General features: G+C 64.5%; 12 protein-coding genes. 9 read left to right on the top strand and 3 right to left on the bottom strand.

The features are described from left to right. Positions 1 to 13: 13 nt before the first annotated feature. Complete coding sequence (locus tag AAE021_RS12385; RefSeq protein ID WP_342022641.1) at positions 14 to 940, top strand: hypothetical protein; 927 nt, start codon at positions 14 to 16, stop codon at positions 938 to 940. A 4-nt stretch (positions 941 to 944) separates the two neighbouring features. Here AAE021_RS12385 and AAE021_RS12380 read toward each other — a convergent pair whose 3' ends face one another. Then, the gene (locus tag AAE021_RS12380; RefSeq protein WP_342022640.1) at positions 945 to 1,700 is read right to left on the bottom strand and encodes an SDR family oxidoreductase; all 756 of its coding nucleotides are present in this window, start codon (positions 1,698 to 1,700) and stop codon (positions 945 to 947) included. Positions 1,701 to 1,901: 201 nt separating this feature from the next. Beyond that, positions 1,902 to 2,429: a VOC family protein gene (locus AAE021_RS12375; RefSeq protein WP_342022639.1), complete on the bottom strand. Its 528-nt coding sequence runs from the start codon at positions 2,427 to 2,429 to the stop codon at positions 1,902 to 1,904. Positions 2,430 to 2,541: 112 nt separating this feature from the next. Here AAE021_RS12375 and AAE021_RS12370 point away from each other — a divergent pair, with 112 nt between their 5' ends. The 5 genes from AAE021_RS12370 to AAE021_RS12350 all read left to right on the top strand — a co-directional run bounded on the left by AAE021_RS12370 (position 2,542) and on the right by AAE021_RS12350 (position 8,092). Beyond that, positions 2,542 to 3,417, top strand: coding sequence for a helix-turn-helix domain-containing protein (locus AAE021_RS12370; protein ID WP_342022638.1), 876 nt, complete (start codon positions 2,542 to 2,544; stop codon positions 3,415 to 3,417). A 253-nt stretch (positions 3,418 to 3,670) separates the two neighbouring features. Then, positions 3,671 to 4,792 (top strand): multiple monosaccharide ABC transporter substrate-binding protein, encoded by a 1,122-nt coding sequence (gene chvE / locus AAE021_RS12365; protein WP_425362399.1) that lies wholly within the window; start codon positions 3,671 to 3,673, stop codon positions 4,790 to 4,792. Between the two features lie 80 nt (positions 4,793 to 4,872). Beyond that, positions 4,873 to 6,420, top strand: a complete 1,548-nt coding sequence (gene mmsA / locus AAE021_RS12360; RefSeq protein WP_342022636.1) for a multiple monosaccharide ABC transporter ATP-binding protein — start codon at positions 4,873 to 4,875, stop codon at positions 6,418 to 6,420. Continuing rightward, positions 6,417 to 7,622 (top strand): multiple monosaccharide ABC transporter permease, encoded by a 1,206-nt coding sequence (gene mmsB / locus AAE021_RS12355; protein WP_342022635.1) that lies wholly within the window; start codon positions 6,417 to 6,419, stop codon positions 7,620 to 7,622. The genes mmsA and mmsB overlap by 4 nt, the downstream gene beginning before the upstream one ends. A gap of 89 nt (positions 7,623 to 7,711) precedes the next feature. Next, positions 7,712 to 8,092 (top strand): SdpI family protein, encoded by a 381-nt coding sequence (locus AAE021_RS12350; RefSeq protein WP_342022634.1) that lies wholly within the window; start codon positions 7,712 to 7,714, stop codon positions 8,090 to 8,092. Positions 8,093 to 8,125: 33 nt separating this feature from the next. Here the strand turns inward: AAE021_RS12350 and AAE021_RS12345 are convergent, their stop codons facing one another. Continuing rightward, positions 8,126 to 9,175: a substrate-binding domain-containing protein gene (locus AAE021_RS12345; protein WP_342022633.1), complete on the bottom strand. Its 1,050-nt coding sequence runs from the start codon at positions 9,173 to 9,175 to the stop codon at positions 8,126 to 8,128. 162 nt (positions 9,176 to 9,337) lie between these two features. On the opposite strand from AAE021_RS12345, the gene AAE021_RS12340 reads away from it, so the two are divergent. From AAE021_RS12340 to AAE021_RS12330, 3 genes are read left to right on the top strand one after another with little or no spacing between them, the layout of a single operon-like run. Next, positions 9,338 to 10,870 (top strand): sugar ABC transporter ATP-binding protein, encoded by a 1,533-nt coding sequence (locus AAE021_RS12340; RefSeq protein WP_342022632.1) that lies wholly within the window; start codon positions 9,338 to 9,340, stop codon positions 10,868 to 10,870. Beyond that, a complete protein-coding gene (locus tag AAE021_RS12335) occupies positions 10,867 to 11,925 on the top strand; it encodes an ABC transporter permease (protein ID WP_342022631.1) in 1,059 nt (352 codons plus the stop codon). The genes AAE021_RS12340 and AAE021_RS12335 overlap by 4 nt, the downstream gene beginning before the upstream one ends. A gap of 23 nt (positions 11,926 to 11,948) precedes the next feature. Beyond that, positions 11,949 to 13,121: an ROK family transcriptional regulator gene (locus AAE021_RS12330; protein ID WP_342022630.1), complete on the top strand. Its 1,173-nt coding sequence runs from the start codon at positions 11,949 to 11,951 to the stop codon at positions 13,119 to 13,121.

Raw genomic sequence — 13,121 nt, 5'->3', positions numbered from 1 at the left:
TTCAGGAGAGAACATGCTCGCTCTGCTCTTTTCCGGCCTTGTGCCGAATAAGCAGCCTAACGTTTATGAGCTGCTTGAGTCCGTGCCGTACGGGCAGAACCTTGTGGAGCAGGCGGAAGCCGTGCTGGGCCCGGATCTTCTCGAACGGCATCGCGAAGCTGAGATTTATGACTGGAACATCTACCAAACGGTGTACATGATTGAGCATCTGGTGTTGGCCGCAACGTGGGAACAGCTGACGAGGCGCCAACCCGACTTGCTAGCTGGACAATCTTTTGGGAGTCTCACCGCGGCCGTTCACGCAGGCTGCCTGTCCTTTAGGGAAATGGTGGAACTTATCACCCGGAGCACCCAGGTGGAGGAAACCTACTTTTCCGAGGCTGAAGCTCCCTTGGCCTGCGTTTTTTACGCCCGTCTTTCCCAAGAAATGACGGACCGGCTTATTACGGATGTGCTGTCCGAGGATTCAAATGGTTGGCTGGACATCAGCGTCGTACAGGAGCGGGGAGTCTTTTCCGTCTCGGGAACGGCTTCTCTTGTTCACCGTTTCGGTGATGGCGTCCGGCGACTTGGAGGAATAATCTTCTACACGGTTGAGCGTGCCGAGCATTGCCCGGCACTTTCCCCGCTGGCGGACCGCCTGGAAGAAGAAGTTTATTCACGCTTTAAGTTTCAAGCCCCCTCCCGTCTCCTCCTGTCAGACAATGGAAAGCGCCTCTCCACCGGGCCAGAAGTTTCACACGATCTGGCCCGCGGGTGGAGCCGAAGGCTTGTCAATGCGGAGCAGTATCAGGCCATGTTGGATTATGGGGTCAAGCGAATGGTGATCCCCGGACACTCTGCGCTCTTCTCCGGCCCGGACGACCCCTCATTTGAGAAACTTCTCATTCGGTCCCGAGATTATGTCCGAAAGGCAGCTTTCAAGGACTTTGTTGCCTAGGCCCTTATGCTGTGGCGTCATCCTGGAAGGTGCGGGCGCCGCCTACATACTCAATATGGCCGGTGGGCACTGGGGCGGTCGCCATTTCCGCGACTTCAGCCGCGAATTCTCCCACCGAATAGAGGCGGCCCACCTCCGCCCGGCGCACCTCAACGGCGCCAGGATTGGCTCGCTCCAAGAGCATAGTTGTCGCCGTGCCCTCGATCATGTCTCCGGAGACAACTACCAAGGTGATTCCCCTGGCATCGAGCTCGGGAATGTGTTTGCGTAAAGCAACTTCACCGGCCCGCTTGCTCCTGGCCACGGCCTCATAGTCAGCCGTTGTTTCTACGGAATCTATAAAATGCGCCTGATGGCTTGTCACAAATACTACTCGGGACCCCGATGGCATGATCTCCGCGGCGGCCATGAGCATATTAACTTGGGCGTCGCGGTTCAGACGCAGTGCATAGCCTTGGCCCAGGTCCGTTTCCATCCCGCCAGACGCATTGAGTACCAGAATGTCGAGGCCAACAAAGGAATCCTGCGCAGCGTTGATCAGCGCTTGAATTCCTGCGTCCTGGGTCAGATCCGCACCGACAGCAACCGCTTTGCCTCCGGCGTCCACAATGTTCTTGACCACTTTATTCGCCCTGGGCGCCTTTTGGCGGTAATTAATAACGACATCAGCGCCCTCCGCTGCGAGCAGGAGGGCAACTTCAGCTCCGATTCCCCTGGAAGATCCGGTGACAATTGCTGTTTTGCCGTCAAGCTTACCCATGGCGTCTCCTTTGAACCCGAACAGGCCGCTTAGCATCCCTCTGCGTTACTGGATTTGGGATCTCCCGATATTATTTGCCGCGTCTTAGTCCATCATGGCAGGGCCATATTCACCACAGTTATGGGTAAATTCGGGTTCTCATTGTTGTGGTTGAAGCTCAGAAGTCAGGGAAACGTTTTACGGAAGAGGGCGTTTACGGTGTCAGGAGCCCTGCGCTGCTGCCCACTCGGCCACCCGTCGCGCGCTTTCCTCCTCGGACAGGTCCTCCACCCGGGTGAGCACGGACCAGCGCACACCGAACGGATCGCGGATGCTGGCATACCGGTCACCGCTGACAAAGGTGGTCAGCGGTTCACGGATCACGGCGCCGGCCGCTTCGGCGCGCGCCACAACGTCGTTCACGTTGGGGCAATACAGGCCCATCGAATAGCAGTCCCCGTCGCCTGCGGGCGGCGGCACCAATCCGTAGTCCGGGCTCGGTTCGCCCAGCTGCATCCGGCCGGTGCCGAAGTCCAAGTCAGCGTGCACGACGACGCCGCCCATCTCGGTAACATCGACCACCCGGGCACCAAAAACATCCCGGTAAAAATCAAGGGCCTCCCGGGCTCCCGGAACCACCAAGAACGGGGTAAGAGTGGTGGAACCGTGCGGAAGACCGTTGGTGGTGTGCGCCCCGGTGGCTCCCACGGTGTTCTGGTCAGTGCTGGAAGTGTTCTCTGAAGTAGTCATAGTGTCAGGCTAGGCAGCATGTGCCGGCCGCAGCTTGAAGATTCGCGACAGCCGCTAATCCAACACAGCTTTCAGTTCGCAACAGGAACAGCAACAGGAAAGGAGAGGAACCGTGGACGGGTTATGGCGCGGCATGCTCTATCCGGCCCGACTGCCCGCCTTCCGCCGCATGCCTCCGCCGCTGGAGCTGGAAGACCGGGTCCGCTGGTTCTGGATTCCGGAATGGAACCTTGCCCCCGGCGTTGTCTCGCGCCAGGAGATCCTGCCGTTCCCGGCCCTGAACTTCGTTGTGCAGCCGGAGGGTGTCACCCTTTCCGGTCCGGCGACCCGGCGCTCACACCGCGATCTAAGCGGTCACGGGTGGGCTTTCGGCGTACTGCTGCGCCCCGCCGCAGTGCCGGCCTTCACCTCCGATCCGGGCGCGCTGCGGGATCTCGAAATCGACTTCCCGGCTCCGGACCTGCACGCCGCGGTTGTGGCGGCGATGAGCCCAGCAGGCGGCGGAGAGATGAACGAGGGCAAGGCTGATGACGACGGCGGCGCCGGAGACGACGGCGAGCGAAACAGCGGCGATACCCGTCACGCCCGTGCTGCCGCCGTCGTCGTCCGCTGGCTGGAGGTCCGAGTTCCCGTGCCGGCAGCTGAGGCCCAACTCGCCAACAGCCTGGAAGACCTGATCCGGACCGACCCGTCGCTGACCCGTGTTGACGAAGCGGCGGAGCGGCTGGGCGTCTCGGCCCGCACCCTGCAGCGCCTGGCCCGGCGCCACGTTGGGCTGCCGCCGCTGGCCATGATCCGCCGCTACCGGCTGCAGGAAGCGGCAGAGCGGCTGCGGACCGAACCCGGAGCCGTCATTGCGGACATCGCCGCCGAGCTGGGCTACGCCGACCACGCCCACCTGGCTGCCGCTTTCCGTGAGGTCCTGGGTTTCACGCCCAGCGGCTACCGGCGGTCAGCAGGTCCGGGGACCGCCCAAACCGCCGGGTGAAACAGTCCGCAACCTCGGAGAATGCGCCACCCGAGCCGGGCGGGCGTTGCGATTAGATAACTTTGCTTGCCTACCGGGCTCCACAGTGGGATTGTTGTCCCCGCCTGCAAATCCGCGACGGTCGCTCCGTCACGGTGGCGCTACAGCGTTGTACCCGTCCGATCCAGCCTAAGCACTACAGCGTGGCCCCGCCTGCAACTCCGCGACGGTCGGCCCAAGACCCAGCAGCAGGCGGATCCTTTTCGAAGGCTCAATGATGACCCGAATCAAGCACGTTTCGACCCTCTTTCTTACCCTCGGACTCGCGGCCGGGATGTCGGCCTGCGCCCCGGCCGGTTCATCCGATTCAGGCGGCGAAGGCGATGCCGCCGAGTGCAACGTCGGAATTTCAATGCCTACCCGCAGCCTGGAGCGGTGGATCAACGACGGCGAGGGCCTGGAGGAAAAACTCAAGGCCAAGGGCTGCAGCGTGGACCTGCAGTACGCCGATGACAAGACGGACCAGCAGATCAGCCAGATCCAGAACCAGGTTGCCGGCGGGGCGAAGATCCTCGTGGTTGCGGCCATTGACGGCAAAACCCTCGGCCCCACCCTGGAGAGCGCCAAGGAGCAGGACGTCACCGTTATTGCTTACGACCGCCTGATCAACGGCACCGACGCGGTGGACTACTACGCCACGTTCGACAATTACAAGGTTGGCCAGCTGCAGGGCGAGTTCCTCGAAGAGCAGCTCGGACTGGCAGAGGGCAAGGGCCCGTTCAACCTTGAACCCTTCGCCGGCAGCCCGGACGACAACAACGCGTCCTTCTTCTTCGGCGGCGCCTGGGACGTGCTGCTTCCCTACGTGGAGAAGGGCCAGCTGGTGGTTCCCTCCGGCAAGTCCCCGGCCAGCAATGACGAGTGGACCTCCATCGGCATCCTCGGCTGGCAGTCCGTCGACGCGCAGGCAGAGATGGACAACCGGCTCCAGTCCTTCTACACCGGCGGTGACAAGGTCGACGTCGTGCTTTCGCCCAATGACAGCCTGGCGCTGGGTATTGAAGCCTCGCTGGACGGTGCCGGCTACACGCCCGGCACCGACTGGCCGCTCATCACCGGCCAGGACGCCGACGTCGCCGCCGTGAAGGCGCTGCTCGCCGACCGCCAGTCGATGACCGTCTGGAAGGACACCCGCGAACTCGGCGCACAGGTGGAAACCATGATTGATGCGCTCGTGGCCGGGGAAGATCCTGAGGTCAACGACACCGAAACGTACGACAACGGGGTCAAGGTGGTTCCCACCTACATCCTGGACCCGGTCGTGGTCACCAAGGATGACGTGCAGACAACGCTGGTGGACTCGGGCTTCGTCAGCGCCGGCGACGTCGGACTCTAAGCTCGCGACCTTCCTTACGACATAAGCGGGGCGCGGCAGGTCCGCGCCCCGCTTTGTCCCTGTACCGAAACGAGAACGGCATGAATGACGTCATCCTCTCCATGAACGGCATTGTGAAGGAGTTCAACGGCATCAAAGCGCTCGACGGCGTTTCGGTGGATGTTGAGCGCGGGGGCGTGCACGCCATCTGCGGCGAAAACGGCGCCGGCAAATCCACCCTGATGAAGGTCCTCAGCGGCGTGTACCCGCACGGCAGCTTCGAGGGCACCATCACGCTGGACGGCAAAAAAGTCAGCTACGGGTCGATCAACGACAGCGAGCGGGACGGGATCGTGATCATCCACCAGGAGCTGGCGCTGAGTCCGTACCTGTCCATCGCCGAGAACATCTTCCTGGGCAACGAAGTTGCCCGCGGCGGCGTGATCGACTGGAACCGGACCAACTTGGAGGCTGCAGCACTGCTGGAGCGGGTGGGGCTGGATGAAAGCCCGGCCACGAAGGTCCTTGAGCTGGGCGTGGGCAAGCAGCAGCTGGTGGAAATTGCCAAGGCGCTCTCCAAGGAAGTGAAGATCCTCATCCTGGACGAGCCGACGGCCGCCCTGAACGACGGCGACTCGGCGCACCTGCTGGGGCTGATCGCGCAGCTCCGCGACCAGGGCATCACCTCGATCATCATTTCCCACAAGCTCAACGAAATCCGTGCCATCGCCGACACGGTTACCGTGATCCGCGACGGCCGCACCATCGAAACCTTCCCGGTCACCGACACCAACGACATTGAAACCCGCATCATCCGGGCCATGGTCGGCCGGCCGTTGGATTCTCAGTTTCCGCCGCGCGAACCGAACATCGGCGCGGAGAAATTCCGGGTCGAGAACTGGACGGTGCACCACCCGATCGACGTGGACCGCGTGGTCGTGGACAACGCGTCCTTCTCCGTCCGTGCCGGTGAAATTGTCGGTTTCGCGGGGCTGATGGGTGCCGGCCGCACCGAACTGGCGATGAGCATTTTCGGCCGTTCCTACGGCAGCGGCATCTCCGGCACGGTCTACAAGGACGGGAAGGAAATCCGCACCCGCACCGTGGGCGAGGCGATCCGCAACGGCATTGCCTACGTCAGTGAAGACCGCAAGCGCTACGGACTGAACCTGATCGGCAGTGTGGTGGTAAACGTCTCGGCCGCGGCCCTGGGGAAACTCGCCCGGCTGGGCATCATCGACCGCAACCGGGAATACGGTGTCGCCGATGACTACCGGCAGCAGATGAACATCAAGACACCCAACGTGTCCTCGCTCGTCGGAAACCTCTCCGGCGGGAACCAGCAGAAAGTCGTGCTCAGCAAGTGGATCTATTCCGGTCCCGAGGTGCTGATCCTCGACGAGCCGACGCGCGGGATCGACGTCGGCGCCAAGTTTGAAATTTACGGAATCATCAACGAAATGGCGGCGCAGGGCAAAGCCGTCATTGTCATTTCCAGTGAACTGCCCGAACTGATCGGGCTCGCCGACCGCATCTACACCATTGCCGAAGGCCGGCTCAATGCCGAGGTGCAGCGCGCCGATGCCACACAGGAAGAACTGATGCGCCACATGACCGCAGCCCGAACCCAAGGAGTACAAGCACCATGACCACCACCACTCCAGAACAGGCGAAGGCACCGCTCCCGCCGCGCCCGACGGCGACGTCGAAAAAGCGACTCCGTGTGGACCTGCGGCAGTACGGCATCCTCGCCGCGCTCGTCGTCATCATCCTGCTTTTCCAAGTCCTCACCGGCGGACGGCTGCTGTATCCCGGCAACGTCTCCAACCTGATCCAGCAGAACGCCTACGTGCTGATCCTGGCCATCGGCATGGTCATGGTGATCATTGCCGGGCACATCGACCTGTCCGTGGGATCGGTGGTGGCAGTGGTCGGTGCCGTGGCCGCGCTGTCCATGAACAACTGGGGACTGCCCTGGTGGGGTGCCGTTGTCCTCTCGCTCGCCGTCGGCGCCGTGATCGGTGCATGGCAAGGCTTCTGGGTGGCGTTTGTGGGGATACCCGCCTTTATTGTGACGCTGGCCGGGATGCTCATCTTCCGCGGCGTGGCCCTGGTGTTGCTCACCGGCGGCACAGTCAGCGGCCTGCCCCGCCCGTTCAACGCGATCGGCTCCGGCACCCTGCCCTCCACCGGCACCCCGGACCTCATCACCTTGGGCATCGGGGCCATTGCCTCGGTGGCGGTGATCGTGCAGCAGCTCAAGGCCCGCGCCGACCTGCAGCGGCTGGGCCTGCCGCGCGAACGCAGCGTGTCCTTCTGGTTCAAGATCGGCATTGCCGTGGTTGCCATCATGTACCTGTGCTACCTGCTGGCGTACAACCGGGGCACTCCCATCATCCTGATCGTGCTGGCCGTGCTGGTGCTGGCGTACTCGTTCCTGCTGACCCGGACCGTCTTCGGCCGGCATATCTACGCCATGGGCGGGAACCTGAACGCGGCCATGATGTCCGGGGTGAAGACCCAGTGGGTGAACTTCTTTATCTTCGTGAACATGGGCTTCCTTGCCGGGCTGGCAGGCGTGGTCAGCACCGCCCGCGCCGGGGGAGCGGTGGCCTCGGCCGGTGGCGGGTTCGAGCTCGATGCGATTGCCGCAGTGTTTATCGGCGGAGCTTCCGTGCAGGGCGGCGTCGGGACCGTGATCGGCGCGGTGATCGGCGGCCTGGTGATGGGCGTACTGAACCAGGGCCTGTCCATCCTCTCCGTGGACGCGGCGTGGCAGCAGATCATCAAGGGTCTGGTGCTCCTGGCCGCTGTGGCATTCGGGTTCAGCCGGCGGCGCAGCGCGCGCTAGGTTCGAATTCCGGTAGTTTCGGGGCATGACTCTGGGGAAAACTGCCGTTCCGGTCCGAATGCTCTTGAGCAGCGGAGGGGCGGTGGGCTATGTCTGAGGAGTTCGGCGGACTGATTCCGCTGCTGTTCGTGCTGGTTTTCCTGCCGGGCCTCTGCATTGCCGTCACGCGGCAGGCAGCTGACGGGCTGATTGGCAGAAACGGTTCCGCCGGGATCCGTACCCGGCACACGAAGGCCTCCGACGAGGCCTGGGTTGCCGGGCACCGCGCTGCCCTTCCGGTGGTGAAAAAAATGTGGCCAGCTGCGGCTGCCGGCGTGCTGGCTGCCGTGGTGGTGCAGTTCGTGGCGGGCGGTGGTTGGGGTACCGGAGCAGCCTTTCTGGCGCTCATTGTTGAGACGGTGATCCTGGTCCGTTCCGCGTCAGCCGCTAACGGTGCCGCGCGTGCCGCCGGCGGCGCCGCCGGAGCTTAGAGTCCGACGGCGCCGCCGACCTCATGCTGGAGGTCAGGACTCGAACGCGGTGGGCAGGTACTGGTCCACGTTCTCCGAGGTCACCACCGGGGCGTTCAGGACCACCCTATTGGGCACCTCGATTTCCACCAGGTCACTCATCGCCTTGTCCTGCACCAACAGCCGGGCCAGCCGGATTCCGTCCGCGGCCTGGGTGTGCGGATAGATGATGGTGGCCTTTAGGACACCGTCACCGGCCTCAATCTCCCGCATGGCGTTTGCCGAGCCGGCACCGCCCACCATGATGAACTCGTCCCGGCCCGCGGCATCGATGGCTGCCAGCACCCCGATGCCCTGGTCGTCGTCATGATTCCACAGGGCATCAATTTCCGGCGCAGCCGAGAGCAGCTGGGAAGCCGCGGCCTCCCCGCCCTGAACCGTGAAGTCAGCGGCCACCCGGTTGCTGACCTCCAGCCCGCAGGACTCCAGCGCGTCCTTGAATCCCTGGCTGCGGTCCTGCGTCAGCGGCAGCGAATCAATGCCGGCCACTTCGGCGACGACGGCGTCGGGCTGATCGCCCACCTGCTCGCAGACGTACGTGCCGGCGCTGACGCCCATGCCGTAGTTGTCGCCCAAAACCGTGGTGCGCGCGGCAAACGGGCTGGAGAATTCCCGGTCCACGTTGATCACGGGAATGCCCGCCTCCATCGCCCGGGTTGCGACGTCGGTCAGTGCCGCGCCGTCGGTTGGCAGCAGCACAATGGCGTCCACCCGGTCGTTGATGAACTGCTCCACTTGGCTGATCTGCAGGTTGGCGTCATTGGTGCCTTCAGCCACCCGCAGCTCGATATCGGGGTACTTCTCGGCTTCCGCCAGCGCCGCGGAGTTGATGGCACCGAGCCAGCCGTGGTCAGCGGCAGGACCGGAGAAGCCGATGGTGACGGAGTCGCCCTCGGCCTGGTTGCCTTCCACGGAGTTGTTGGTGGGTTCGCTGTTGGATTCCTCCTCGCCGGGCGAGCAGGCGGTGAGGACCAGTCCGCCAACGGCGATGAATGCCGCGGTGGTCAGGAGCTGCTTCCGGCCGGTTGCGTGTGCTGTCTGCATGGATTTCTCCTCCGAAAATAAATGCTTCGCTGCGAAGAGAAGCAGTAGGCGGCCCCATCCATGCCCTGCACCTCTTTGTGATGGCCGCCACAGTAACAGAAGTCCGGCGAAGAATCGCCAGCATCCTACTGATGATCGACGTAAGTGTGTATGCTCCGTCGCATGGAAGCCTCCAGCGCCGGAGCCAACCGCGCGAAACCGCTGCTTGAAGTCCGAAACCTGAGCAAGAGTTTCGCCGGGGTGCGGGCGCTCAAGGACGTGAACCTTGAAGTGCTGCCCGGGGAAGTGCATTGTGTTCTGGGCCAGAACGGGGCGGGAAAATCCACCCTGATCAAGGCTCTGTCCGGAGTGCACCGGCCCGACGGCGGCGACATTTTCTGGAACGGGCAGCCCGTCCAGCTGTCCAGTCCCACGGCTGCGCTGGAGCTGGGCATCGCCACCATGTACCAGGAGCTGGACGTGGTGGACGGACTGAATGTTGCCGAGAACATCTTTCTCGGTCATGAGGATTCCCGCGGGGGAGTGCTGCGGGTCCGGGATGCCCGGCGCCGGACCCGCGAGCTCATGGCCCGGCTGGGCCACTCCAACCTCCAGCCGTCGGCGGAAGTGGGCGGCTTGTCCGCCGCCGGCAAACAGGTGGTCAGCCTGGCCCGGGCGCTGTCCCGCGACGCCCGGCTCATCATCATGGACGAGCCCAGCGCCATTCTCGACTCCGGCGAAGTGGCGAACCTGTTCCGGGTGATCCGGGGGCTGACCGCTGAGGGGATTGCGGTGGTTTACATCTCCCACCGGCTGGAGGAAATCCGGCAGATCGGCAACCGGATCTCGGTGATTAAGGACGGGTACAGCACTGCCTCGTCGCTGCCGGTGGCGGCCGCAACCCGCAGTGAGTTGGTTCGGCTGATGACGGGACGGGATGTTGCCAATGTGTTCCCGCCGCGGGCCGCGGAACCGTCAGCAGCGCCGGCGATGCTTCAGGTGCAGGGGCTGGGCCTGGCCGGATCCTTTGCCGACGTGAGCTTCACAGTGCATGCCGGCGAGGTCCTGGGACTTGCCGGGCTGGTGGGTTCCGGGCGGTCGGAAATCCTGGAGACGGTGTACGGGGCGCGAAAAGCCACAGCCGGAACAGTGAGCGTGAGCGACAAGACGCTGCGGCCCGGGTCCGTCAGCGCCGCAGTTGCGGCCGGAGTCGGTCTGTCTCCGGAGGAGCGCAAAAGCCAGGGCCTGCTGCTGGAAAAACCGATTTTTATGAACGCCACGCTGTCCACCTTTGCCCGGTTTGCCCGCCGCGGCCTGTTGAACGAGCGGGCGGAGAAAGCCGCCGCCCGCCAGCAGATGACCGCACTGCAAGTGGAACCGAAGGACCCGGACCGGCCGGCCCGCACGCTGTCCGGAGGCAATCAGCAGAAGGTGCTGCTGGCCCGCTGGCTTATTCACGGCACCCGGGTACTGCTGCTGGATGAACCCACCCGCGGCGTCGACGTTGGCGCCAAAACGGAGATCTATGCCCTGATCCGCGGGCTGGCCGCCGACGGTGTCGCCATTGTGGTGGTCTCGAGCGAAATCGAGGAAGTCATCGGGCTGGCGGACCGGGTGCTGGTGCTGGATGCCGGCCGGGTCCTGGCCGTCAGGAACGCAAGCGACATTGACGAGCACGGCGTGCTTGATCTGGTCCTGAAAGGAAGTGCACAGTGAGCGAGCAGAACACGACGGCGCTGGAGCCGGCCGCGGACGGTGCCGACGCCGTCGGGCCCGCCCGGACCAACCCGCTGCGGAGAGTCTTTGGAGGGTCCGCCGGACGCAACCTCGGCCTGGTGATTGCCCTGCTGCTGCTGTGCGTGGTGGGCGCGGTGACCAGCGGGGAGCGGTTCCTCAGCGTGGACAATGCACTGACCATCCTGCGCTACGCCTCGATCATCGGGGTGATCTGTGTGGGCATGACCTTTGTGATCACTGCCGGCGGCATTGACCTCTCGGTCGGTTCGGTCATGGGCCTGACCACCGTGGTTGCGTCCCTGGCCGCCGTCCAGCGCACTGCCGCCGAGAGCAGCTGGCTGCTAATGGTGGCGGTGGCGCTCGCCGTCGGGATCTTCGCGGGGCTGATCAACGGGGTGATCATCGCCTACGGCAACGTGGTGGCGTTCATCGCCACCCTGGCCATGCTGGTGGCCGCCCGCGGCGCCGCGGAACTGATCTCCGGAAGGAGCACGCAGATTGTCATCGAACGGGACTTCCTCGCCGTCATGCGCTCCAACGTGCTGGGCGTACCGCTGCTGATCTGGATTTTCCTGCTGGTGGCGGCGGCCGGCTGGTTCCTGCTCAACCGGACCACGTTTGGACGGCGCACGGTGGCGATCGGCGGGAACCTGGAGGCTGCCCGGCTGGCGGGCATCAAGGTCAAGCGGCACATTGTCTGGCTGTATGTGCTCTCCGGAACCACGGTCGGGATCGCCGGTGTCATGATGTTGGGCCGCACCACCGCCGGCACGTCCACGCACGGCGGGCTGTTCGAGCTCGACTCCATTGCCGCCGTCGTTGTCGGCGGAACCCTGCTGATTGGCGGGCGCGGCACCATCGTGGGCACCGTGCTGGGCGTGCTGCTGTTCAGTATCCTCACCAACGTGTTCACGCAGAACAATCTGGACACTTCCGTGCAGCAGGTGGCCAAGGGCGCCATCATTGTGGTGGCGGTGCTGCTGCAGCAGCGGTTCGCGGTCCGGGGAACCACCCGGCGCAAAGGTGCGCTGTGAGCGGGCGAATGATTTAGGCAGCCATGTCCACGGTCTCGGGAGCCAGCGAATTGTTCCAGCTGCTGCGCGACGGGCAGCCGCGCACCCGCACCGAACTGGCCGATCTGCTGGACGCCGCCCGGTCCACCATCGCCCTGCGGGTGGATGCGCTGATGGAGCTGGGGCTGGTGGGCCCGGTGGACGACGCCGCGTCCACCGGCGGGCGGCCGTCGTCGCGGTTCGGCCTGCGGGCGGACGTCAAAACGGTGCTCGGCGTGGATATCGGCGCCTCGCACCTGCGGGTGGGGCTGACCGATCTGGCCGGAACCCGTTTGGCGGACGCCTCCCGGAACCTGCTGGTGAGCGAAGGTCCGGAGACGGTGCTGGATATCGTTGCGGAACTGGCTTCCGGGCTGCTGGAGCACGCCGGGCATGGGACGGGTGACCTGCTGGCGATCGGCGTTGGGGTGCCCGGACCGGTGGAACACAGCACGGGCCGGCCGATCAACCCGCCGATCATGCCCGGCTGGCACGGCTTTGACGTGCCCGGCTACCTGCACGCGCGCTTCGGTGTGCCGGTGCTGGTGGACAACGATGTGAATGTCATGTCGGTGGGGGAGCGAGCGGCGGCCTGGCCCGGCGTCGAGAACCTGATCTTCGTGAAGGTGGCCACCGGCATCGGGGCCGGGATCATCTGCAACGGGACGCTGCTGCGCGGCGCCGACGGCGTGGCCGGGGACATCGGGCACATCCGCGTTCCGCGCGGTGCTGAGCTGCTGTGCCGGTGCGGGAATTCCGGCTGTCTGGAGGCCGTGGCCGCAGGTCCGGCGGTGGCCCTGAAGCTGCGGGCCTCGGGTCATTCGATCGCGGACAGCCTGGACGTGGTGGCGCTGGTGCGGCAGGGAGACCAGGAAGCGCTGCAGCTGGTCCGGCAGGCGGGCCGGGATGTGGGCGAGGTTCTCTCGGCCTGCCTGAGCATGATGAATCCGGCAGTGATCGTGATTGGCGGGTCCATGGCCCTGACCGGGGAGCATTTTATTGCCGGGGTGCGGGAGGTGATTTACTCGCGGACCATGCCGCTGGCCACGCAGCACCTGCAGGTGGTGCAGTCGGTGTCGGGGCTCGACGCCGGGATTGTCGGGGCGGGGGTGCTGGCCCTTCAGCATGCGCTTTCGCGGGAGAGCATCGACGCGATGCTGGCTGCGGCGGGAGCTTAG

This window comes from Arthrobacter citreus (assembly GCF_038405225.1).
Taxonomy (GTDB): domain Bacteria; phylum Actinomycetota; class Actinomycetes; order Actinomycetales; family Micrococcaceae; genus Arthrobacter_B; species Arthrobacter_B citreus_A.
This window is presented reverse-complemented; position numbering and strand designations above follow the sequence as displayed.

What these genes read in the sequence shown, in the direction of transcription:
- AAE021_RS12385 (WP_342022641.1), top strand. Translation starts at nt 14, where the DNA reads ATGCTCGCTCTGCTCTTTTCCGGCCTTGTGCCGAATAAGCAGCCTAAC.
- AAE021_RS12375 (WP_342022639.1), bottom strand. Translation starts at nt 2,429, where the DNA reads ATGACTACTTCAGAGAACACTTCCAGCACTGACCAGAACACCGTGGGA.
- mmsB (WP_342022635.1), top strand. Translation starts at nt 6,417, where the DNA reads ATGACCACCACCACTCCAGAACAGGCGAAGGCACCGCTCCCGCCGCGC.
- AAE021_RS12350 (WP_342022634.1), top strand. Translation starts at nt 7,712, where the DNA reads ATGTCTGAGGAGTTCGGCGGACTGATTCCGCTGCTGTTCGTGCTGGTT.
- AAE021_RS12380 (WP_342022640.1), bottom strand. Translation starts at nt 1,700, where the DNA reads ATGGGTAAGCTTGACGGCAAAACAGCAATTGTCACCGGATCTTCCAGG.
- AAE021_RS12340 (WP_342022632.1), top strand. Translation starts at nt 9,338, where the DNA reads ATGGAAGCCTCCAGCGCCGGAGCCAACCGCGCGAAACCGCTGCTTGAA.
- chvE (WP_425362399.1), top strand. Translation starts at nt 3,671, where the DNA reads ATGATGACCCGAATCAAGCACGTTTCGACCCTCTTTCTTACCCTCGGA.
- mmsA (WP_342022636.1), top strand. Translation starts at nt 4,873, where the DNA reads ATGAATGACGTCATCCTCTCCATGAACGGCATTGTGAAGGAGTTCAAC.
- AAE021_RS12330 (WP_342022630.1), top strand. Translation starts at nt 11,949, where the DNA reads ATGTCCACGGTCTCGGGAGCCAGCGAATTGTTCCAGCTGCTGCGCGAC.
- AAE021_RS12345 (WP_342022633.1), bottom strand. Translation starts at nt 9,175, where the DNA reads ATGCAGACAGCACACGCAACCGGCCGGAAGCAGCTCCTGACCACCGCG.